The following is a 20,259-nucleotide window of genomic DNA, read 5'->3' as shown; positions in this document are numbered from 1 at the left end:
GTGGGACAGTACCCTCCATAGGGAGTGGTTAAGCACGGCAGGTCGTGACGAGTGCATGGTGATTTCACTTCGCGCGGTATTGCGAGTATTTCCGTTGGCGATGATGCCGATTGTATCCGGCAACCGACGGGATCTAGGGTTTGCTGTTCAATCGTTCCGTTTCCTATTCTCTACTTGGACGGATGTATTTCATTTCGGGAGTGAACGAACTGAGCCTATTTCGGAGAAATTCCGTCGCCCATCAAACTACACAGCTGCTGTGCCAGCCGGCTTGGCGACTCAACCGCTTCATCGGATAAGCTCGCTGAAGACGATGCCTGGGGTCAGAGCGGCCGCAGCGAGAGTCGCTGAACTCGTTGAGAAGGCGGCCTTGTTACAGGGCAGCTCAAGAGCGACGCTGCAGTTGTGGCAAAGTATCGGTGCCGACGTTGATCTACTCAAGAAGTCCGATGTTTCGCGACTCGTTGGCAGCAGACTTTGGCTGACCGACGTGCTGGAAGGTGAAAACTTTAGGGTGAACTTACCTAAGTGGGTACGTCGTCCGCTAGATGCCTTCGATAAGAATTCCGATATTCCCCATTACTGGAAAATTTGGCTTCGATGGTATCGCTCCATCTTGTCGGACCGCCCTACTGCGCAGTCGGGGGAGCTGTTGCGCGAGGACGTTGCTGCCTATTTAACGACCCGGATGCCAGAATTCTGGAAGCGGGATCCTAGCGATGTGATGTCCCAAATTGCCCTCGTCGCCAAGCAGGGACCGCCGCCGGAAGAAGATGCTCAGACAATGAAGCAGTTTATTGTCCAGCTACTGGAAGCGCATGATCGAGCTTTCTCTATCGATGAGATCGAACAAGAGTTCTTGAATGCTAGATACTTTTTGACCAGACCTTCAATTCGAGGGCGACTCAATTCTTTGACCTATGAAGGGCGCATTAAGCGGGTAGCGCGAGCCGCATACGCGTCGATCAAGTTTAATAGTCCGGCGATTGATGTTGAGCCCTTACCCTCGCAAGGGCCCGGACCGCATTTTCGGGCTACCGAGGACGGCGTCATTGATCGTGCGCCAGCCTCTGCGATCGATTCTCAGGGCAACGATAGCGCTGTGATCGATCAACTTAGGCCTCTAGCCTTGCGTTATGCCAAGGAACTGCATGCGCGCCTGTCTGGTAACGAATTTCCTGAGTTGCTTAGCGCAACTGAAAAGTACATGTCTGCGCTCGATCCCCTTGAGGGCGACAAGATCGAATGGGGCGAAGTATGGGGTCTTGGCGTGGTGCTGCAGAATGCTGCTGCGTCTGCCCAACGTGAGATTAAAAATCGAACGCTTCCAGAGCTAGAGGATCCAGCGAAAACCGCTCTGGACAGCCTTCTAATGATCCATGGGCCTATGATCCTAGCTTCTCGGGATGGGGCTAAACTATCCCAAGTCGCTAGCGATTTTTCGATGACACGAGAGGAGCAGCAAGTTGTCGCAGAGGCGGCAAAGGAGATTGCGGATCATTTGGCGCAGAGTCCATCGATAGTCACCAAGCGAGCCGCAGAATCGGTCGATGGAGCAGCCGATGCAATCGGTGAAGGGCGTCATCCGGAACGAGGTGCTGTTTACGGGCTCGCAACCATCAAGAATGTCTCGATTGTGCTGGTGGGAGGAGCCGCTGCCGCAACACCGACAATAGTGGGAGCTTTGCTCGGCGGTCCCGTTGTTGGTGCAGTAGTTGGAGCGCCGCTTTCTCTCTTGATGGTAGAGGCTGTAAAAAAGAATCCCGCTTTCACCGCTTTGGTAACACAACTTGGTGCCAAGCTCGAAACGATGACGGATATCGAACTTCGTTTATGGTTGGAAAAAACGGCTCTACGGTTGGCGCCGTTTAAGTCATTCGTTTCGAACAACAAAGAACATCTGATCAAGATTGCTGAGAGCACTCCAGAGTTGGGATGGATGCTCAAGTACATTGCATTCATCGACAAGGATCAATCGCATTAACTGCCAGATATTCCGCGCATCGCGGCGCATACTACCCTAGTTTGCATATGCGGTGGGCTGAGGACGTCCGTCTGGAAGAGCCGCCAGTCGAAGCGCCAAAGATGAAACCTCATCGTGTAGCTTGGTCGCGATCCTTGCTGTCGAGCTTCCCCAAAATAAACCATCCACCGCCGATGGCGCCAGCTGGTTTCATATAGCGTATCGCAAAGCGGCCGTTCGTCCTTATGTTTTCAGCAGCAATAATAATCGGTAGCGCCGTTAAGATCTCATGGTAGCTCGCACCATGGAGGGCCGCGTATCCGTAAAAAGATGAGATCAGTTTAGACAAGTGGAGGGCTTCTAGATACGTAAGAGGCAAGGGGAGACCAATTGAGTTTCCACTCACAAACTGCCGAGAGGAGCAAGAGAGGAAAACGCAGATCTTCTGAATCCTCGCGCAACTTTCCGCCATGCCGCTCAAAGGCATTTCATGGCCGCCCACTAGCTTTAAGACGCCCCCCTCGTTATGGCCGGTGATCAGAATCAGACGTTCACGTCTACTAGAAAGCGTAGCCTCAAAGTTGCTTAGAGTGGTGGGAATGTCTCGAGCGCCATCTTGGGCAAACTTCTTCGCTGCCTCGCCTGTATTTGCAGCAACTTCGTCATTGGGGAGTTTGCCGAATATTTGGTTGAACTGGTTTTGATCGCTTGGGACTGATGCAAGTTGGAAAATGCCTCGTTCGGTCGGCTGATGATCGAGACTAACAAAGTTGGAGGGAATCGTCGCCCTGGACGATTTCACCTCGGCATTGGCCAATTTCAGAATTGCTGACCATTGTTGGTCGGGTTGGGTTGAACTGCCTATTGCCGCTGTGATCGTAGCCTTTGTCGTCACAGGCTCGAAGTTCTGGACCGAGCCAATACCGGTGTCCTTTGATACGGACGCTGTTGCAGCGCCTGCTGGCTTGGGCGCGTGGGCAACATCTTGAAGAACATGTGTCGTGGTAGCGGCTGGAGGTTTGAAGCGAACGTGCTCCAGCCCGCGAAGAAGCCCCATTCCAATCATCGGAACAGCGGCGATAAGCGCCATAGCTATTAGCCTCATGAGTGGCATTACGATGCCTCGAACTACGAGAAGCTATCTTAAATACGTCGTCCAACGAACTCCTAGGGTCGGGTTCGTGGGCTCCGGCGTAGCAGCAGACAAGCTTTTTCGCACAATAGCTGGAAAGGAGATGCCAAGGATCAGGGCGTCTCTTACTTTGTAGCGGTCAAGCTCGTCGAACATCCAGAAGTATGTTGCAGTAGTGCCTGCCGCTAGCATGGCGAAGACGACGATCCAGTACGCTGGATCTCTCAAGGTTTGCTGATGCTCCTTCTTCGACAAAACTGATCGAAGCGAGTACCATTGAACAACTTCTTGAACGAGTATTCCGACGCCAGCTGCAGCGATCAACGTAATTGACTGCATAGTCCCTCGCCCAAAAAACCAATAAGTGAAATCAATCATGAATTGTATTACAAGCAGGCACACGCCGTAAACATCGAAATTGAATATTGCCCTGCAGCGATGCTTGCCAGCGGTACATGGCCGAACGACCAGAAGTTCAAGCGACCTCTGCTTCGCGGGTGAGCGAAAGCGTACACAGTTTATGGATGGTAGCTCAGCACCTTAGGTCTGGCTGGGCATCCACTGAAATGAAGATCTGGACTGAATGGTCGCCGTATTGTTTGTGCTGACGCCTCGCGTGTCCGCTGACGCCGCGCTACTTCTTCTTCGCCCCGACCCGCTCGATCCGCTTGATCTCCATCGGCGGTCTCCCGCTCTTCTCCGCGATCTCGCGGTCCTGCTCCCTGATGAAGGCGCGGGCGGGTTCGTCGCCGTCGAGGCCGCCGAGCAGCTCGGCGGGGACGCGGCGGTTGGAGCGCTGGGTATCGTCTTCGTAGACGACGTTGAAGAAGGCGAATTCGCCTTTCGGGTTGGTTCCGGGTTTCTTGGCCATGGCGGCTTGTCCTCGATCAGGACGCCGCAGTCAAATGACTTTCGGGATTATGACGTTCGAGATCGTCGCCACGCCCTTCAATAAACGGCGGGCCGAAGCCCGCCGTTTATCGCTTCAGCGTCGCCCGGGGCTGGCGGGGCGACAACCTGAGATAGAAGGCTATAGAAGGCGCGCTGGCATGGCAAGGCAAATCGTGGTGGCCTCGATGTCGCAGCGAGCGCACCAGATATGCGCTGGGTGATACAGCGTCGCATCGAAGCAATTGTTTGGATTGCCAAATCAGTTTGTTCATCTCATTTGCTCGCGCGACGCGGCGAGGGCGCACGGGCGTCAACGTCTGGAGCTTGCGATGTTGGCACACTACCACTGTTTTGCCCGACGGTCAACGTTTATTCGGAAAAATAGCAAAGGCCATCGCTTGACGTCTACTGTGCATGGGGTTGTTTTCGCGTTTTTTGTTTCGGCGCCGTCGCGCACGCTTCGCGCTGCGCGGCTCAGTCTCGTCGGTGGCGCACCACCTCCTGTACGGCGAGGTGCGAGCCGTGTCCGCCGCCTTTGTCGCCATCCTCTTTCCGTCCCTGCGCCATGATCGCGCTGCCCATGGCGGCCGAGCCGAAGGTGATGAGGAAGGAGCCGAACAGCACGAGAAGCGCAATGCCGGGTGCGCGGTCGGCGAAGATCAATTCGCGCAGATGTCCGGGGTTGAGCCAGAGCAGGCCGCCGACCAGGAGCATTGCGGCGCAGGCGCCGATCGCGAGATTGATCGCGAGCGGGCGAAACAGCGGGATGCAAAGGAGCGAGCGGGCTGAATGCGGCTGCTGGGCATTGGGCATGGCGACGCCGCTCCCTCACGCCGCCGGCGCGGCGCGCACGGCCTGCTGCCGTTCCATCATGGTCTGCCACAGCGTCGCGATGCTCGCTTGCGTCTGCGGCGCGATCAGGCAATGGCCCTCATTGTCGAAGCCGCAGAACCGCGCGGACGCGTCCTTCTTCACCTCGGTCAGCGCCTGGTTGATCATCTCGAGGCACGTCATGACCTCGCCGACGTCTTGCAGGCGCGTGTGATGCAGGATGTCCATCAGGCGGAACGTCATCACCGCGGGGCGGCCGAAGCTGATGCCGGGGCGGCCGAGCTCGAACAGCACGTTGACGGCAGGAAGCACGCCGCGGATGTGCTCGAGCACGCCGGCCATGTCTTCCACGCTGCAGGCGACGAGGTGGGGGACTTGCGGCGGCGCGGCTGCTGGCGTCCGTGGGCTGAGGCCGAGCGCGGCGGTCACCTCCTGCTCGATCCATTGCCGCACCGGGGCGGGCGCATTGCGAATCTGCTCGGCGGTCAAGGTAATTCCGGTCATGTGCGGTTCTCCTGCTCGGCGCAGTCTAGAAAGCACGGCGTGAGACGGTTTGATGCGGATCAAGCCTTGTCCTTCAAGCCTTGTCCTTCAAGCGTTGCACTTTGACGCTCGCGACGTTCCCGGGCATGATCCCCAGCGCTGCTTCGCGCTGGGATTCTTGGGGGATAGCTCCACATGCTGAGACTGCTTCTCGCCGCCGCCTTCGTCGTGTCTCTGGCCGGCGGGGCGGCACAGGCCGCCCGCTGCGGCGGCGAATTCAACGGCTTCATCGCCAGCATGGCGCAGGAGGCCCAGGCCGCCGGCGTCTCGCCGAGCGTGACCCAGACGGCGCTCAGCGGCATGACGCCGGACCCTGCGGTTCTCGCCTTCGACCGGCGCCAGCGTTACACTTTCAACAAGACCTTCGAGCAGTACGTGTCCACCCGCGTCGGTGCGGGCCGCATCAATGCCGGCCGCGCGATGCTGCAGCGGCATGCCGCGCTGCTCTCGCGCGTCGAGCAGAAGTTCGGCGTGCCGCGCTATATCCTGGTCGCGATCTGGGGATTGGAGAGCGATTTCGGCAAGGGCGACACCGGCAAGCTGCCGGTGGTCCGCACGCTGGCGACGCTCGCGCATGATTGCCGCCGCACCGATCTGTTCCAGGGCGAGCTGCTGGCCGCGCTCAAGATCGTGCAGCGCGGCGACCTGCAGCTGCGCGACATGATCGGCGCCTATGCCGGCGAGATCGGCCAGACCCAGTTCCTGCCGTCGTCCTACATCAAGTACGGCGTTGATTTCGACGGCGACGGCCATGTCGACCTCCGCCACAGCATCCCCGACGTGCTCGCCTCGACCGCGAACCTGTTGCACACCAGCGGCTTCAAGATGGGCCAACCCTACGGCGAGGGCACCCCGAACTTCGAGGCGATGCGCGAGTGGAACAGGGCGGTGGTCTATCGCAAGACGATCGGCTATTTCGCCGACCGGCTGATGGGGCAGTGACTTCACCCTCCCCTGGAGGGGTCCGGGACGAGCGTAGCTCGCCCGTGGGTCGATCGCGCGCAGCGCGAGCGGGGTGGGGTGATCTCTCCACTCGGGCAGTGTCGGGATGTGGAGAGACCGTCACCCCACCCCGTCTCACATTTCGCTGCGCTCAATGTGAGCCGACCCTCCCCCTCCAGGGGAGGGTAAAGCCGCACGCACATCACGCCCCCCGCGCCATCTTCTCCAGCTTCCGCTGCAACGGCGCCCAATAGGTTCCTGGGCGGAAGCGCTGCAAGAGGTCCATGAAGCGGGCGTCGTTGCCGATCAGGATGCGCGGCTCGTTGCGCTCGATGCCGCGGATGATGCGCAGGGCCGCGTCCTTCGGCGAGGTCTTCGCCGCGGTCTCGAACCGTTCGATCGACTGCGCGCGGCGGGCATTGTCGGTGACGCCGATTCCGGTACGGGCGTTGCGCGCGATCGCGGTGGCGATGCCGCCGGGATGCACGACCGACAGCTTCACCGGGCTGCCGGCGACGCTGAGCTCGTGCCGCACGCTCTCGGAGAAGCCGCGCACCGCGAACTTGGCCGCGGCATAGGCCGATTGGCCCGGCGGGGCGATGATGCCGAAGATCGAGGAGAGGTTGACGATGTGCGCCTCGCCCCTCGTCTTCAGATGCGGCAGGAAGGCGCGCGTGCCGTGCACCACGCCCCAGAAATTGATGTCGAACAGCCAGTCCATCTGGGCCTGGTCGATCTCCTCGAACGTGCCCATCAGCGCAACGCCGGCATTGTTGACGACGATGCCGAGGGCGGGATGCGCGGCGACGGCTTCGCTTGCGAACTGGGCGATGTCATTGGGCTCGCCGACGTCTACGCGATGCAGGCTGACCTTGCGCGTTGTTCCGATCTCCGCCGCGAGTGCCTTCAATCCGCCCTCGTCGCGATCGGCCAGCGCGAGGTCGCAGCCGCGCTGCGCGAGCTCGATCGCCAGCGCCCGGCCGATGCCGCTCGCAGCTCCCGTGATGGCGGCGGCGCCCCGAATCGTCGTCATGAATTCCCCCCGTCAAGTCCCCGATGATGGAACTATGCTTTACATTTTTTCAGAATGGAACCGAACCGTGGCCGTCCCAGGTTTTTAACATTCGTTATTGAGGCATTGGGAGCCGCCGATGGGACAAGCAAAGCCATTTCGCGCGACAGCGCTGATCGTTGAAGACGACGTCATGCAGCGGGAGATGCTTTGCGTCCTGCTCGAGGAGAGCGGCTACCACGTCATCCAGTGCGAAAGCGCCGAGGCCGCCGAGCGCGTGCTCGACAAGAACGCCGGTGCGCTCTGCCTGATGATGACCGACGTGCAGCTGGCCGGTCGCATGAACGGCGTCGAGCTCGCGCACGTCGCCAAGCACCGCAATCCCAAGCTCGACGTCGTCGTCACCTCGGGCCGCCCCTTGAAGCAGGCCTTGCCCGACGGCGCCAAGTTCTGGGCCAAGCCCTGGGCGCCGCTCGACGTGCTGCGCGAGGCCGAGCTCGCCCAGCTGTCCTGACCGCTTCGCTTTCTCGAACCGCGCTGCGGTGATAAGGTCGGCCCATGACCTGGTCCTTCCTGCTCACCTCGCTCATCGTGGTCGCTTCCCCCGGCACCGGCGTGCTCTACACGCTGGCCGCGGCGCTGACCCGCGGTTCGCGCGCCAGCGTGGCGGCCGCCTTCGGCTGCACGCTCGGCATCGTGCCGCACATGGCGGCGGCCATGCTCGGCCTTGCCGCCGTGCTCCACACCAGCGCGCTCGCCTTCGCCGCGCTGAAATGGTGCGGCGTCGCCTATCTGCTCTACATGTCCTGGCAGGCGCTGCGTGAGACCGGGGCGCTGGCGGTCGGCGGCGAGATCCGCGAGCGGTCGAGCCGCCGCGTCATCGTCACCGGCTTCCTGATCAACATCCTCAATCCGAAGCTGTCGATCTTCTTCCTCGCCTTCCTGCCGCAATTCATCGCGGCGGACGAGGCCCATGTGCTGGCGCGCATGCTGGAATTGAGCGGCGCCTTCATGGCGATGACCTTTGCGGTGTTCGTCCTCTACGGCTTCTGCGCCGCCGCGGTGCGCGAGCGCGTCATCTCGCGCCCGGCCGTCATGGCCTGGCTGCGCCGCGGCTTTGCCGCCGGCTTCGCCGCTCTCGGCGCCAAGCTGGCGTTGTCGGAGCGGTAGCTGCGGCTACGCCTCGAACACTCACGCAATAAAAAAGCGGGCCTTGCGCCCGCCACCTTCGATCGACCCGACGCCCGGGCGGAGCTCACTCCACCCGGGCAAAGAAACAGAAGCCTCGTTACTTCTTCTTCGCCTTCTTGGCCTTTTTCGCCTTCTTCTTCGTCGCCTTCTTCGCTTTCTTAGCCATAGTATCCTCTCAAGGGTTAATGGTGGAACGCGACACGAGGGTGCTCGGCGGAGGGCCAGCCTCGCAACATCCTCGATGACAAACTCAGCAGATTCGGAGCCGGCTGCCCCGCGTCGTCACATCCGTGTCATCCTGTTATCCACAGCTCAGATGCATTTTCGGATGATTTTTGGTCGCGAATCCACCTCACGCGCCGGCAGCGCTCATCGGCGGCGACAGCCTTAACGATCCGACAATAGCCGCGTGCCGTTCATGAATCCAAAACCAAGGCTGCGTTTTCGCAGGTCGCAGTGAGACTCCATTAAGCGCAACCGCCGCATTGTCTTCCGTAAGAAAGCGGGGATGGGTCATGGACGGACGGCTACCGGGAACGGGGGGCGCGACGCAGCGCGTGCTATACGCGCCATGCTGAACGTACCGACATTGTGGACGGTCTTCGTCGTCAACTTCCTGGCGCTCGGCGTGGTCTGGGCCTACGTGACGCGCTCCTATCCGAATTTCGCGGCCGCGCGATTCTGGATGGCATCGGCCTTCGTTGGTTCGGGCGGGGCAGTGCTCGCCCTGATCGGCATTTCGGCCATGTCCCCTCTGCTGCTACTGATCGCCGGGGCCGGCATCATCGGCGCGAGCTGCTTTGCCGCAATGGGGATCGAACGCTTCTATGATCGGCCGGTGTCCTGGCGGTTCATGGTCGCGGCCGGGATCTTGAGCCTCGGCGGAGTCGTCTTGTTCAAGTTCGGCTTCGATCACATGCCGCTGCGGATGCTCTGCTACACGCTCGGGCAGTCCCTGCCGCTGCTGCGCTCGCTGGACTTGTTGCTGTCTCCGCCCAAAGGGCGAGCCAGCCCAGGCGCCCGGCTGTCCGGCATCGTCATCATCGCCATGGTCGCGACATTCTGCGCGCGCGTCGTGGGCAACCTGTTGGAGTATGATTTCTCGGCTGTGGCCGGCGGCCAGAACCATGCCATCATGGTGCTCGGGCTGCTGTTCCTGTCGATGACGCTCAATTTCGGCTTCCTGCTGATGGCGATGGACCGGCTGCGGGGCGAGGTTGCCGACCTCGCGCTGCTCGACGATCTCACCGGCGTTGCCAACCGGCGGCATCTGTTGCAGCGCCTCGCCGAGGAATGCGCCCGTTCGATGCGTAGCGGCGAGCCGTTCTCGCTGCTGCTGATCGACCTCGACGGCTTCAAGACCATCAACGATACGCATGGCCATGCCGCCGGCGATGCCTGCCTCAAGCACTTCACCTTGATGGCACAGACGCGCCTGCGGCCTGGCGACATGCTCGCCCGCACCGGCGGCGACGAGTTCTGTATCGTGTTGCCGTCCTCATCCCTGCGCGAGGCTGCCGCGATCGCCCGCCGCGTGCTCGAGGTCTGCCGTCAGGATCCCGCCAGCTGCAGCGGCCGCGACATTCCGATCGCGATCTCGATCGGGGTGGCGGAGTGGGACCGCGGCATCGGGGAATTCCCGGACCGCCTGATGGCCAATGCCGACCACGCCCTCTATGCGGCCAAGAAGAACGGCAAGAACGATTTTGCGGTTTATGACCCCGCCCCGCCGCTGTCGCCCGAGTCTGTCGGGACGGTGAGGACATTCGCGTAAAGCCTGCTAGGCTCGAGGTCGCATTGGACCTTGCATGATGACGTTTCGCCTGCTCGCGGCCGTGTTGGCCGCTCTCCTTCCGATCGTCCCCGCCGTGGCCACGGATGCCGAGCTCGCCAGGCTCGCGCGCGCCTCCGGCACGCCCGACATCCCCGGCCTGAAGATCGTCTGGCTGGCGCCGTGGGGCGACGTGGCTAGCGCAAGACCCTGGCGCAACATCATCGTGCACCAGACTGAGGGACCTGCGGGCTCGGCCCGCGGCGGCGCCCAGGCGCAGGCGAAGAACCCGACGCGGCGCGGCGTCACGGTGTGGGTCGAGACCGACGGCACGGTCTATTGGGCGATCGCCGAGAACCTCGTGCCGACCCATGGCGACGGCGCCAACCGCAACGACAACAAATACATCGATAACCGGCCGACCTATCGCCAGGTGGTGCGCGACAATTCGATCGGCGTCGAGTTCGCCGGCAACTATCCCGACGTGACGACGGGGCCGACGGAGGCACAGGTCGCGGCGTGGAAGATCCTCGTCAAGGTGCTGCGCGCGCGCTACGACATCCCGCTCGACCGGGTCTACGCGCACAACTGGATCGACTACAAGGACGCCCGCTATTGCGAAGGCTGCACGCTCGCGACGATGGCACGGGAATGGGGGGAGTAGGCGGTGTGCCCACACGCACCGCTATCGGGTGCAGTTCGCATCACACCAACAAAAAAGCCGGCGTCGCCGCCGGCTTTTCGTCTCTTTCGATCCGCCAATCTCTGGCGCTGAACCGCCCCGCTTAGTGCGCGGCTTCCAGCGCGGCCTGTTCGGCCTTTGCGATCGTGCCCTTGACCGCGGACTGCACCTTCTCGAAGGCGCGGACCTCGATCTGGCGGACGCGCTCACGCGATACGCCGAACTCGGCAGCAAGGTCTTCCAGCGTCATCGGCTCATCGGCGAGGCGTCGGGCCTCGAAGATGCGGCGTTCGCGCGGGTTGAGCACGCCCATGGCGCCGTTCAGCGCGTCACGGCGGTGATCATATTCCTCGTGCTCCGCCATCAGGGCTTCCTGGTTGGGCGTGTTGTCGACCAGCCAGTCTTGCCATTCGCCGGCTTCGCCGTCGTCGCGGATCGGTGCGTTGAGCGACGCATCGCCACCGAGGCGGCGGTTCATGTCGATCACGTCCTGATCGGTGACGCCGAGGCGCTTGGCGATCATCTTGACCTGGTCGGGGCGGAGATCGCCTTCGTCCAGCGCATTGATCTTGCTCTTCGCCTTGCGCAGGTTGAAGAACAGCTTCTTCTGGTTCGCGGTGGTGCCCATCTTCACGAGCGACCACGAACGCAGGATGTACTCTTGAATCGACGCCTTGATCCACCACATGGCGTAGGTGGCGAGACGGAATCCCTTCTCGGGTTCGAAACGCTTCACCGCCTGCATCAGGCCGACATTGCCTTCCGAGACGACCTCGGAGATCGGCAGGCCGTAGCCGCGATAGCCCATGGCGATCTTGGCCACGAGGCGGAGATGGCTGGTGACGAGTTGGTGCGCCGCGTCGCGATCGTCATGCTCGCGCCAACGCTTGGCGAGCATGTACTCCTCCTGCGGTTCCAGCATCGGGAACTTGCGGATCTCGGCGAGGTAGCGAGATAGGCCGGATTCTCCATTGAGGACCGGCAAAGCAGCGGTACGGGCCATAGTGCGCCCTCCAAAAGGTTCAGGCCCCCGATAGCGGCGGGCCAGGCAGACGACCGCTGTGTTAAAGCCGGCCGTAGCTGCGATGTTCCGCGTTGGTCATTTCAACGCAAACGCAATATACCCCATCGGGGGTCAAAAAGGGAAGGATTGCTGACGTCACGTCCCCGTGTGGCAGCTATAACTTTTTGTAATGTAAAGGCTTTCTGAAGCGTCCTGCGTCATAGCGCCGCTTTGAGGGCGCGTTGCAGGAGAAGCAAATCCTCCGGCAGAGACGCCTCCCAGTGCAGAAGTTCTCCCGTCCTCGGGTGCTGCAATACCAGCAGGTAAGCATGTAAGGCCTGCCGCCCCAGCGCCGCCAAAGCCGCCTGCGACTCGGGGCCGAGCTGGTTGGCCTTGGTCTTGAAATGCGGGCCATAGACGGCATCGCCCATCAAGGGGTGGCCGATATGAGCGAGATGGACGCGGATCTGGTGGGTGCGGCCGGTCTCGAGCTCGCAGGCGAGCAGGGCGGCTACCGGCTTGCCGTCGCGTCCGTTGAAGCTCTCCAGAATCTCCCAATGTGTCACCGCCTCGCGGCCGCCCTGGCGCACCGCCATCTTCTCGCGCGCATGTGGATGCCGGTCGATCGGCGCATCGACGGTGCCGCGGTGCCGGTTCGGCACGCCCCAGGCGAACGCCATGTAGCCGCGCCGCATCGCGCCGGTACGGCCGTGGTCGGCGAATTGCGCCGACAGCGAGGCGTGAGCGAGATCGTTCTTGGCGACCACCATCAGCCCCGTCGTGTCCTTGTCGAGACGGTGCACGATCCCGGGCCGGCGCACGCCGCCGATGCCGGAGAGCGAGGCGCCGCAATGGGCGATCAGCGCATTCACCAACGTGCCGGTCTCGTGGCCCGCCGCGGGGTGCACGACGAGGCCCTTGGGCTTGTTGAGGACGATGATGTCGTCGTCCTCGAACACGATGTCGAGGGCGATCTCTTCCCCCTTGGGCTCGGCGGGCGCCGCTTCCGGCACGTCGATTGTGATCGTATCGCCGGATGCGACGTGATAAGCGGGGTCGCGGACCGCGCCGGCCTTCAGCTGCACCGCGCCCGCCAGGATCAGGGCTTTCAGCCTCGATCGCGACAGCTCCGGCAGGCGCGCCGCCAGCACGCGGTCGAGCCGGGCCGAGCCCTCGGAGCCTTCGACCACAACCTCCAACCTTTGCGCTGACCCAGGGCTATTCATGACGACGTCTGATACCGCTGTTCCCGAACCGACCCCCGAGCAGGCCGCGCTGTTCGCGCGGGTGCGGCGGATGATGCTGATCGCGGGGTTGACCACGGCGCTGGCGATCTGCGCCGTGCTGATCGCGGTGGGCTACCGCCTTTTCAAGTCGGAGGGAAGGGCGGTCGAAGCGGCGGGCGATGTCACCGCCACCCTGCCCAAGGGCGCCAAAATCGTCTCGACCGGGGTCGCCGGCGACCGCCTCGTGGTCACGCTGGATCTCGGCGGGGTCATCGAGATCCGCACCTTCGATGCTCACACCCTGAAGCCGGCCGGACGGCTGAAATTCGCCAATGAGCCGTAAAAGGCCCGTCGGGGTCCTTGCGGCGAACAAATTTCGAGGCTATTGGCTAGCCCTCACGCTCCCTTCGTCTAGCGGTTAGGACGCGGCCCTCTCAAGGCTGAAACAGGGGTTCGATTCCCCTAGGGAGCGCCAGCCAAATCCTAAGCCATTGAAAACCTGCACACACTAGGCGACCATGCAAGCCTGGAGAGGCCGCCCTGCTACGCAACGTGGCTCACGCGGTGGTCCGCAAATGGTGCTCGCAGTCGCGGCATGGCAATCCTGATCCCGAGTCTCGGCTTCGCGCGCTTCGACAGCCGTGGGGAGCTACGACTGGCGGAACGACTCAAGGACTTTCTCGAAGAGAACGCCGTCGTTTGGCACAACCTGCCCGTCGGCCCTCGCAACCGGCATCCCGATTTCATCATCGTTCATCCCGCGAATGGCCTGCTCGTGCTCGAGGTGAAGGACTGGCGCCTGGAGACGATCGTATCGGCCGACAAGACCAAGGTCGAGCTGCTGACAGATCTTGGTGTGGTGCGGGAAGCAATCCGTTGGAGCAGGCTCGCAGATATACGTTCGAGGTCGTGCGCACGCTGGAGCGCGACGGGCAATTGTTGTTTCCGCGGGGTCATCGGCTCGCGGGCCGGTCCGCTTCGCCGCAGACGTCATCGGCGCTCCCGGCGTCACGGCCGACGACGACCACGCCATCCTGCTGCCCGAAGACGCAGGTCGGCAGGGATTGGAGCCGGACGTGCGGCGCTGCGTGAGCATCGATGTGGAAGCTCACTGCGTCGCCGAGTGGTTTCTCGGCCGTAAGAAAGCCGGCTACGAGTGGTCGCAGATGGCGTGTCTCTACCCGGAGCACTGGATCGGCGGGCGCGTCGCGCAGATTCTCGCCGGGCACGGCGTGCCGATCGACATCGCCAAGGACAATCGCAACAGGGTTTCGGTCAAGCGGGTGGCCGTGCGGTTCCTGAGCATGCACAGCGCAAAAGGGCTGGAGTTTCCCTGCGTGGCCATCGTCGGCTTGGGCCTGCTCGGCCGCCACGGCGAGACCATCGAAGAAAGTGTCCGGTTGACCTATGTCGGGGTGACCCGGGCAACCCACGAGGCACTCCTGACCTATTCGAGCGAGTCGGCATTGGTGCAGCGCTTGATCGCGTAGCCGACGCCGCGCAGGCGCTCTTTCACGCGGTGGTGCAGTCGATCGAACGGCGGATCGTCTGCTGCACGTCCGCATTCGAAAACGCATCGTGGTAGCTTGCGCGTCGCAGCGTCACTGACGATGACGTGATCGAGTGAACGGGCCTTGCATCCATCCGGCGCAACTTGCATTTACTCCGGCGCAAAATGAGCCGCATCGCGTCGTCGCTTCTGCGCCGCGCAATGGTTGCACCACGAGCGCATGGCTTGGGCTCCCCTCAACCCCTGTTCGAGCGGCGATCGCGAGAGGAGACCTGGCCATACGTCTTGGCCGCAAGTTCAGTGATGCGCCGAAACGCTTCTGACGGTCTCGGTAAGCATGTCACCCGATGAGGAATGGCTGACGTCACCCAGGCTGATGATGCCGACCATCCGCTTGTGCTTGTTGATCACCGGCAGCCTGCGGACCTGCAGCTTCTCCATATGACGCATCGCCTTGGCGAGATCATCGTCCTCGCGGCAGCAATGGATGCCCTCAGTCATTACGTCGCGCGCCTTCGCGCGGCCGGCATCGAAGCTGTGGCTCGCGAGTCCTTTGCAGACGATGTCGCGGTCGGTCACCATTCCGATCAGCCTGTCATCCTCGCCGATCGGAATGCAGCCGATGTCATGCGCCCGCATCAGTTTGGCAATCTCGGTGATTGGGGTATCGGGGCTGACCCAGTCGACACCCTTATGCATCACGTCTTTGACTTTCATGGCGAGCCTCCGTTCGTGGGCGTGTTACAGGATCCTCAGTCATGCGCGCTGAAGCGCCCGTGCGGTGCGTTGGCCGTCAGGCGCGAAAACTGCGCGTGACCCATATGGAGCAGCGTCTCATGATCACCGGCTTCCATGTAGATGTCTGGTTGTGCCTCGAGGCTGTCGTCGACGATCATTTCCAATCCGTAGCATTGGCCGACGGCGGGAACCGCACCATGCGCACAATCGCCGAACAGCCGATTGATCTCGGTTTCATTGGCCATGTGGACATTGTCGCCGAGGCTTGTCCTCAGGTCCGACAGGCGGAGGTGATGCGATGCTGGCAAGATCGCCAGCATGTATCCGCCGTCGCGCCGCAGCACGATGCCCTTGGCGAGACGGTCGCCCGAGATATGGCATGCCTGCGCCGTTCGGGCGGACGTCATGCTGAGTTCGTGCGGGATCACCTCGTACTGGATGTTCTCAGCCGCGAGGTATTTCTGGAGGGTGGGAGCAATGGCCATGGCATCACCTCCGATGCTGAATGGAAACCATCCACCGTGAGGTCGATCCTGCAGACTCTCGCCATACGATGGGCGGCTGCCTGACTAGAGACCCACCATAGGTCTTCCACCCGCAAGCTGCAATTCAATTCCCCTCGGAGCCGCAACGGGTGTGTGGGCAGGAGCAGGCTAGTGTGGCTCGGCGCAGGTGCTCTCCTCACGCCGTCGTGCCGTCGATCGAGCGGCGGATCAGGCGCTGCACTTCCGCGTTCGACAGGAATAGATCGTGGTTGATGATGCCCCAGCCTTCCGCCGACGCATCGACCACGCGCACGCCCAGCCCCGCGATGGCGGCCTTCTCGGCCGCACCGACCCGGGTCATGCCGCCGGCGAGCTGCCCCGACAGCGCCAGTGCGCGATCGTTGGTCGAGGCGATCACCGTGATCTTGCCGGCGAGCGGGCCGATGCGCTGGATCGCCGACGAGAACACGTCCATGTCGATGTCGGGGGCGGCAAACACCACCGCGCCGATCTTGCTCGTTACCGTGTCGCCGTATCGCCCATGGAGCTGACGCAGGCTCTCGAGCGTCAGCATGGTTCCCATGCTGTGGGCGACGATGTGCACGCGCCCCGTCCCCGGTGCCGAAACCAGCGCCGAGAGCACGCGTTCGAAATTGTCGCGCGACCACATCGCACTGTCGCGGTCATAGGCGTAGTCGAACAGTCCTGCCTTGGAAGGCCAGGAGAACGCCATGGTCCGGCCGCGGAACTTTATCCCCTCGGAGAGATGGGCCGCATCCAGCACCGCCGTCTCGAATGTCTGCTTGAAGCCATGCACATAGATCAGCACATCCCCTCCGCCGGCCTGCGCGGCGAGATCGCCCGCCTCGGCCGGCACCGGTTCGATCCGGTCGAGGCGCCAATCCTCGAGCCCAACCGAGGCGAGGGAAAGTCGGCTGTCGTCCGGCGCCGTCAGCTTCGCCCGTGCGACCGTCATGCTCGCCGCACGCTCCGGTCCGAACCAGGGTTTAGCGCGGGCGCCGTTGACGGGCTTGCGCGTGGTGACCACAAGCAGCGTCGGGTCGACCGAGAGCGACGAGGCGTCGTAGCGCGCGCCGGTCGCACCGAGGCCGGCGCATCCGCCGAGCGCGAGTGCGCTCCCCGCCGACACGAGGCCGCCGACAAACGCGCGGCGCGACATGAAACGATTTGTGTGTAGAAGACGTCGGCCTATCACGAGGAACCTATGGGAACTTTGCCCCCGACAGCCGCCCCATCTGCTCCTGAATGACAATGGGGGCGAGAAGACGGCAGAGCCCCTTCCATTTCAACTCATAGCGCTTCGAGCGCCTCGCGCGACGGCGCCATCGGCAGCCATTCCGGGATGCGGCGCTTGGCTAGCCAGTATGGCCGCCACAGCGACATCCAGATTCCGCGGTCGAGCGGCATGGTTCCCCAGCGACGTTCCCTCATGTCGATCTGAGACAGATCGTGATTGTGCAGCCATTGGCGTGCGGCCCACCACAGCTCGTTCGATACCTCGACATTGCGCGGCCCCTTGAGCTCGACGATGTTCGGCAGTGGGTCGCGTTGGCGGCGGGCGATCCGAAGTGTCGCCACCCGAGCGCCCTCTTTGCGCACGCTCCAGACCCGCGACCGATTGTGCACGATGTTCCAGCCATACGAGTTGAGACAATTCCCCATGGCCTTCGATTCGTCGGTGATTGTGGCGATCGAATCCAGCGGCACGAACTCGTAACCTGCCATCCAACCCGGACGCAGCCACATGTCGGTGATCGGCAAGCGGCCGAGATCCAAATGCAACGCCACCACCGTTCGCCAATCCTCCGCGGCCGAACGCGCGGCATCGATGCGCAGGTCCGGCGTCCACGGCCGCTCGATCACATCGCGCCCAAACGTCAGGGGTTGAGACGAAAACCACGCCCACAGACAGATGAGCCGCAACCGTGCAGTCTGCACCCGCCGCGGCGAACGCACATGTTCGCGGGCGATCCAGGCGGCCATCGGCTCATGCGCGAGATCGGCGGCCTCGGCAACGAGCTGAAGCCAGATCGGCGCCAGCTTGGGAGAACGCGGAAGGTGGTTCGCGATCTGCCGGCGAAACAGCTCGCCGTCAGGCAGGCGCGGGACCGGGCGCACGAATGCCTCCGGTGGCAGCTTGCGCAGCCACAGGGGCAGATCGGCAGACGCGGCGGCTTGCGCGAGGGGAGCGCCGTCGACGACGCATGCTATCGCGCGCGCTGGATCGAGCCGTGCCGGCGGAACAGCCAGCGCGAAGAGGAGCGCGGGAAAGCTCGCGGCGAGGTCGGCCAGGCGCGGGTGCCGCGCGGCCAGGGCACGCACGGCGTTCTGGAAGCGCGGATGATATCGCCGAAGCCGCCGTTCGAGCAGCTCGGAACGTCCAGCCACCTGATAAGGCGCCGGCAGGGTGTTGAGTGTCATGACACAAAGTTCGCAATCGCGCGCCGATGGGCGGCGGCAAATTCGATCTGATATGGGGTTTTCTGATCTCACCCGGGGAATCGATCCCGGGGGACGCGCTAGATATCGCGCGGCGAACCCGGGAAGCGTACAGTCGTAGACATTGTCGCCTCCAGAAATTGAAATTGCGCGCATCCCATAGCTTGGCGTTGGGGAAGTTGCAACCCGAGACTGCATCCTGCCCGTACGCTTCGGCCGATGGCTGCGCGGCAATACGCATGCAGCATCGGCATCCGCAGCGGTGGTCGTTTCCTCCAGAATCTGCATCATTCGCGCCGGGACGGCCCCCGCGACGTGGCCGGTTTCATCCTCCGAAGCTGCCGGGACTTCGGGGGCTTTTGGCTTTCAGTTTTTCGGAGTGACGAAATGAGCGGTTTGGTGATCAGCGGCGGGCGGGTGGTGGATCCCGCGAGCGGGATGGACGCCGTTGGCGATGTGGCGGTCGTGGACGGCAGGGTTGCCGCGGTCGGTACCTCGCTCGGCGGCGCCGCGCGGGTGATCGACGCCACCGGCCTCGTGGTGGCGCCCGGCTTCATCGATCTGCATGCCCACGGCCAGTCGATCCCGGCCGATCGCATGCAGGCCTTCGACGGCGTCACGACCACCCTCGATCTCGAGGCCGGCGTGCTGCCGGTCGGGTCCTGGTATGAGCGCCAGGCGCGGAAGGGGCGCGTGCTGAACTATGGTGCCGCCACCAACTGGGCCTTCGCCCGCATCGGCGCGATGACGGGCTCCAACGCGGAGAGCTCGCTGGAAGCGTTCGGCAACGCCATGCGCGACCGCCGCTGGATGGACAACGTCGCAACCGATGCGGAGGTCTCGGGCATCCTCGAGCGTCTGGCCCGCGGCCTCAACGAGGGCGGTATCGGCATCGGCATCCTCAACGCCTATGCGCCCGGCGCCGGCGTGCAGGAGCTGACCGCGGTGTGCCAGCTCGCCGCAAAGCAGGACGTACCCACCTTCACCCATGTCGCGTTCATGTCGCGCATCGACCCCGAGAGCGCGGTGGAAGCCTATATCCGCCTGATCGGCTATGCCGGCGCCACCGGCGCGCACATGCACATCTGCCATTTCAACTCGTCGAGCAAGACCGACGTCGAGCGTTGCCGCGTGCTGATCGAGAAGGCGCAAGGACAGGGCCTGCCGATCACGGTCGAGGCTTATCCTTACGGCACCGGCTCGACCGTGCTGGCCGCCGCCTTCTTCAGTGATCCGGAGTTCGTCGAGCGCAACGGCACCGGTTACGATTCCGTGCAGCGAGTCACCGACGGCTACCGCTTCCGCGACCGCGAGGAGCTCTTGAAGGCGCAGGCCGAGGAGCCGTCCTCGCTGGTGCTCTGGCACATCCTCGACACCGAGAACAATGCGCATCACCGCGACCTGCTCGACATGTCGGTGCTGTATCCCGGCGGCGCGATCGCCTCCGACGCGATGCCGTGGACGCTGTCCGATGGCTCAACCTACACCGGCGATGCCTGGCCGCTGCCGGATGACGCCACCTCGCATCCGCGCTCGGCCGGCTGCTTCACGAAGTTCATCCGCGAATGGGTACGCGAGCGCAAGGCCGTGTCGCTGCTGGAAGGCGTGCGCAAATGCGCGCTGATCCCGGCGGAAATCCTCTCGCAGAGCACGCCGGCGATGCGGAGCAAGGGGCGGCTCGCGAAGGATGCGGATGCCGACATCGTCGTGTTCGACTACGAGAAGCTCTCGGACCGTGCGACCTTCACCGCAATGAACCGGCCCTCTGAGGGCGTCCGGCATCTGGTCGTCAGCGGCCAGGTGCTGATCAGCGACGGTATTCTCGATGTCGCTGCGCGGCCGGGAAAACCCGTGCGGCGCCCAATCGTCGAGGGCTGAT

22 protein-coding genes and 1 tRNA gene are annotated in these 20,259 nt (G+C 62.9%); 11 read left to right on the top strand and 12 right to left on the bottom strand.

The window, feature by feature from the left end:
- Positions 1 to 55 precede the first annotated feature (55 nt).
- Positions 56 to 1,984 (top strand): hypothetical protein, encoded by a 1,929-nt coding sequence (locus tag AC24YW_RS10735; RefSeq protein WP_487482709.1) that lies wholly within the window; start codon positions 56 to 58, stop codon positions 1,982 to 1,984.
- Positions 1,985 to 2,093: 109 nt separating this feature from the next.
- Here AC24YW_RS10735 and AC24YW_RS10730 read toward each other — a convergent pair whose 3' ends face one another.
- The 5 genes from AC24YW_RS10730 to AC24YW_RS10710 form a co-directional block, all read right to left on the bottom strand.
- Positions 2,094 to 3,077 (bottom strand): hypothetical protein, encoded by a 984-nt coding sequence (locus AC24YW_RS10730; RefSeq protein ID WP_487482708.1) that lies wholly within the window; start codon positions 3,075 to 3,077, stop codon positions 2,094 to 2,096.
- Between the two features lie 24 nt (positions 3,078 to 3,101).
- Positions 3,102 to 3,473 carry a hypothetical protein gene (locus tag AC24YW_RS10725; protein WP_487482707.1) on the bottom strand — a complete coding sequence of 124 codons (372 nt, stop codon included), beginning with the start codon at positions 3,471 to 3,473 and terminating at the stop codon, positions 3,102 to 3,104.
- A gap of 256 nt (positions 3,474 to 3,729) precedes the next feature.
- Positions 3,730 to 3,966: a hypothetical protein gene (locus tag AC24YW_RS10720; RefSeq protein WP_487482706.1), complete on the bottom strand. Its 237-nt coding sequence runs from the start codon at positions 3,964 to 3,966 to the stop codon at positions 3,730 to 3,732.
- 494 nt (positions 3,967 to 4,460) lie between these two features.
- On the bottom strand, positions 4,461 to 4,799 hold the full coding sequence (locus AC24YW_RS10715; RefSeq protein WP_487482705.1) for a hypothetical protein: 339 nt from the start codon (positions 4,797 to 4,799) through the stop codon (positions 4,461 to 4,463).
- A gap of 15 nt (positions 4,800 to 4,814) precedes the next feature.
- Positions 4,815 to 5,321, bottom strand: coding sequence for a hypothetical protein (locus AC24YW_RS10710; RefSeq protein WP_487482704.1), 507 nt, complete (start codon positions 5,319 to 5,321; stop codon positions 4,815 to 4,817).
- Positions 5,322 to 5,495: 174 nt separating this feature from the next.
- On the opposite strand from AC24YW_RS10710, the gene AC24YW_RS10705 reads away from it, so the two are divergent.
- A complete protein-coding gene (locus AC24YW_RS10705; RefSeq protein ID WP_487482703.1) occupies positions 5,496 to 6,302 on the top strand; it encodes a lytic murein transglycosylase in 807 nt (268 codons plus the stop codon).
- Positions 6,303 to 6,504: 202 nt separating this feature from the next.
- Here the strand turns inward: AC24YW_RS10705 and AC24YW_RS10700 are convergent, their stop codons facing one another.
- The gene (locus AC24YW_RS10700; RefSeq protein ID WP_487482702.1) at positions 6,505 to 7,335 is read right to left on the bottom strand and encodes an SDR family NAD(P)-dependent oxidoreductase; all 831 of its coding nucleotides are present in this window, start codon (positions 7,333 to 7,335) and stop codon (positions 6,505 to 6,507) included.
- Positions 7,336 to 7,453: 118 nt separating this feature from the next.
- On the opposite strand from AC24YW_RS10700, the gene AC24YW_RS10695 reads away from it, so the two are divergent.
- The 4 genes from AC24YW_RS10695 to AC24YW_RS10680 all read left to right on the top strand — a co-directional run bounded on the left by AC24YW_RS10695 (position 7,454) and on the right by AC24YW_RS10680 (position 10,940).
- A complete protein-coding gene (locus tag AC24YW_RS10695) occupies positions 7,454 to 7,828 on the top strand; it encodes a response regulator (protein WP_487482701.1) in 375 nt (124 codons plus the stop codon).
- A 44-nt stretch (positions 7,829 to 7,872) separates the two neighbouring features.
- Positions 7,873 to 8,484 (top strand): LysE family translocator, encoded by a 612-nt coding sequence (locus AC24YW_RS10690; protein ID WP_487482700.1) that lies wholly within the window; start codon positions 7,873 to 7,875, stop codon positions 8,482 to 8,484.
- A 592-nt stretch (positions 8,485 to 9,076) separates the two neighbouring features.
- Positions 9,077 to 10,279: a GGDEF domain-containing protein gene (locus AC24YW_RS10685; RefSeq protein WP_487482699.1), complete on the top strand. Its 1,203-nt coding sequence runs from the start codon at positions 9,077 to 9,079 to the stop codon at positions 10,277 to 10,279.
- Between the two features lie 34 nt (positions 10,280 to 10,313).
- Entirely contained in the window at positions 10,314 to 10,940 is a 627-nt protein-coding gene (locus tag AC24YW_RS10680; protein WP_487482698.1) for a peptidoglycan recognition protein family protein, read from the top strand.
- 121 nt (positions 10,941 to 11,061) lie between these two features.
- Here the strand turns inward: AC24YW_RS10680 and rpoH are convergent, their stop codons facing one another.
- A complete protein-coding gene (gene rpoH / locus AC24YW_RS10675) occupies positions 11,062 to 11,961 on the bottom strand; it encodes an RNA polymerase sigma factor RpoH (RefSeq protein ID WP_487482697.1) in 900 nt (299 codons plus the stop codon).
- 218 nt (positions 11,962 to 12,179) lie between these two features.
- Positions 12,180 to 13,187 (bottom strand): RluA family pseudouridine synthase, encoded by a 1,008-nt coding sequence (locus AC24YW_RS10670; RefSeq protein WP_487482696.1) that lies wholly within the window; start codon positions 13,185 to 13,187, stop codon positions 12,180 to 12,182.
- Between AC24YW_RS10670 and AC24YW_RS10665 the strand changes: the two genes are divergently transcribed.
- The 4 genes from AC24YW_RS10665 to AC24YW_RS10650 all read left to right on the top strand — a co-directional run bounded on the left by AC24YW_RS10665 (position 13,186) and on the right by AC24YW_RS10650 (position 14,677).
- Positions 13,186 to 13,530, top strand: coding sequence for a hypothetical protein (locus AC24YW_RS10665; RefSeq protein WP_487482695.1), 345 nt, complete (start codon positions 13,186 to 13,188; stop codon positions 13,528 to 13,530). The two genes, AC24YW_RS10670 and AC24YW_RS10665, sit on opposite strands and share 2 nt — an antisense overlap.
- 57 nt (positions 13,531 to 13,587) lie before the next feature.
- Positions 13,588 to 13,662 (top strand) — tRNA-Glu (locus tag AC24YW_RS10660).
- A 120-nt stretch (positions 13,663 to 13,782) separates the two neighbouring features.
- Positions 13,783 to 14,328 (top strand): nuclease-related domain-containing protein, encoded by a 546-nt coding sequence (locus tag AC24YW_RS10655; RefSeq protein WP_487482694.1) that lies wholly within the window; start codon positions 13,783 to 13,785, stop codon positions 14,326 to 14,328.
- A complete protein-coding gene (locus AC24YW_RS10650; protein WP_487482693.1) occupies positions 14,276 to 14,677 on the top strand; it encodes a 3'-5' exonuclease in 402 nt (133 codons plus the stop codon). Before AC24YW_RS10655 ends, AC24YW_RS10650 begins: the two co-directional genes overlap by 53 nt.
- A gap of 317 nt (positions 14,678 to 14,994) precedes the next feature.
- Here AC24YW_RS10650 and AC24YW_RS10645 read toward each other — a convergent pair whose 3' ends face one another.
- The 4 genes from AC24YW_RS10645 to AC24YW_RS10630 form a co-directional block, all read right to left on the bottom strand.
- Complete coding sequence (locus tag AC24YW_RS10645; protein WP_487482692.1) at positions 14,995 to 15,414, bottom strand: CBS domain-containing protein; 420 nt, start codon at positions 15,412 to 15,414, stop codon at positions 14,995 to 14,997.
- Positions 15,415 to 15,449: 35 nt separating this feature from the next.
- On the bottom strand, positions 15,450 to 15,920 hold the full coding sequence (locus AC24YW_RS10640) for an aminoacyl-tRNA deacylase (protein WP_487482691.1): 471 nt from the start codon (positions 15,918 to 15,920) through the stop codon (positions 15,450 to 15,452).
- Positions 15,921 to 16,116: 196 nt separating this feature from the next.
- On the bottom strand, positions 16,117 to 17,100 hold the full coding sequence (locus tag AC24YW_RS10635; protein WP_487482690.1) for an alpha/beta hydrolase: 984 nt from the start codon (positions 17,098 to 17,100) through the stop codon (positions 16,117 to 16,119).
- Between the two features lie 131 nt (positions 17,101 to 17,231).
- Complete coding sequence (locus AC24YW_RS10630; RefSeq protein ID WP_487482689.1) at positions 17,232 to 18,362, bottom strand: hypothetical protein; 1,131 nt, start codon at positions 18,360 to 18,362, stop codon at positions 17,232 to 17,234.
- Positions 18,363 to 18,767: 405 nt separating this feature from the next.
- Here AC24YW_RS10630 and AC24YW_RS10625 point away from each other — a divergent pair, with 405 nt between their 5' ends.
- The gene (locus AC24YW_RS10625) at positions 18,768 to 20,258 is read left to right on the top strand and encodes an amidohydrolase family protein (protein WP_487482688.1); all 1,491 of its coding nucleotides are present in this window, start codon (positions 18,768 to 18,770) and stop codon (positions 20,256 to 20,258) included.
- Position 20,259 lies beyond the last annotated feature (1 nt).

This window comes from Bradyrhizobium sp. USDA3516, assembly GCF_057651995.1.
This window is presented reverse-complemented; position numbering and strand designations above follow the sequence as displayed.

Coding starts and splice junctions, on each gene's coding strand:
- AC24YW_RS10735 (WP_487482709.1), top strand. CDS start 56: ATGGTGATTTCACTTCGCGCGGTATTGCGAGTATTTCCGTTGGCGATG.
- AC24YW_RS10730 (WP_487482708.1), bottom strand. CDS start 3,077: ATGCCACTCATGAGGCTAATAGCTATGGCGCTTATCGCCGCTGTTCCG.
- AC24YW_RS10725 (WP_487482707.1), bottom strand. CDS start 3,473: ATGATTGATTTCACTTATTGGTTTTTTGGGCGAGGGACTATGCAGTCA.
- AC24YW_RS10720 (WP_487482706.1), bottom strand. CDS start 3,966: ATGGCCAAGAAACCCGGAACCAACCCGAAAGGCGAATTCGCCTTCTTC.
- AC24YW_RS10715 (WP_487482705.1), bottom strand. CDS start 4,799: ATGCCCAATGCCCAGCAGCCGCATTCAGCCCGCTCGCTCCTTTGCATC.
- AC24YW_RS10710 (WP_487482704.1), bottom strand. CDS start 5,321: ATGACCGGAATTACCTTGACCGCCGAGCAGATTCGCAATGCGCCCGCC.
- AC24YW_RS10705 (WP_487482703.1), top strand. CDS start 5,496: ATGCTGAGACTGCTTCTCGCCGCCGCCTTCGTCGTGTCTCTGGCCGGC.
- AC24YW_RS10700 (WP_487482702.1), bottom strand. CDS start 7,335: ATGACGACGATTCGGGGCGCCGCCGCCATCACGGGAGCTGCGAGCGGC.
- AC24YW_RS10695 (WP_487482701.1), top strand. CDS start 7,454: ATGGGACAAGCAAAGCCATTTCGCGCGACAGCGCTGATCGTTGAAGAC.
- AC24YW_RS10690 (WP_487482700.1), top strand. CDS start 7,873: ATGACCTGGTCCTTCCTGCTCACCTCGCTCATCGTGGTCGCTTCCCCC.
- AC24YW_RS10685 (WP_487482699.1), top strand. CDS start 9,077: ATGCTGAACGTACCGACATTGTGGACGGTCTTCGTCGTCAACTTCCTG.
- AC24YW_RS10680 (WP_487482698.1), top strand. CDS start 10,314: ATGATGACGTTTCGCCTGCTCGCGGCCGTGTTGGCCGCTCTCCTTCCG.
- rpoH (WP_487482697.1), bottom strand. CDS start 11,961: ATGGCCCGTACCGCTGCTTTGCCGGTCCTCAATGGAGAATCCGGCCTA.
- AC24YW_RS10665 (WP_487482695.1), top strand. CDS start 13,186: ATGACGACGTCTGATACCGCTGTTCCCGAACCGACCCCCGAGCAGGCC.
- AC24YW_RS10670 (WP_487482696.1), bottom strand. CDS start 13,187: ATGAATAGCCCTGGGTCAGCGCAAAGGTTGGAGGTTGTGGTCGAAGGC.
- AC24YW_RS10655 (WP_487482694.1), top strand. CDS start 13,783: ATGGCAATCCTGATCCCGAGTCTCGGCTTCGCGCGCTTCGACAGCCGT.
- AC24YW_RS10645 (WP_487482692.1), bottom strand. CDS start 15,414: ATGAAAGTCAAAGACGTGATGCATAAGGGTGTCGACTGGGTCAGCCCC.
- AC24YW_RS10640 (WP_487482691.1), bottom strand. CDS start 15,920: ATGGCCATTGCTCCCACCCTCCAGAAATACCTCGCGGCTGAGAACATC.
- AC24YW_RS10635 (WP_487482690.1), bottom strand. CDS start 17,100: ATGTCGCGCCGCGCGTTTGTCGGCGGCCTCGTGTCGGCGGGGAGCGCA.
- AC24YW_RS10630 (WP_487482689.1), bottom strand. CDS start 18,362: ATGACACTCAACACCCTGCCGGCGCCTTATCAGGTGGCTGGACGTTCC.
- AC24YW_RS10625 (WP_487482688.1), top strand. CDS start 18,768: ATGAGCGGTTTGGTGATCAGCGGCGGGCGGGTGGTGGATCCCGCGAGC.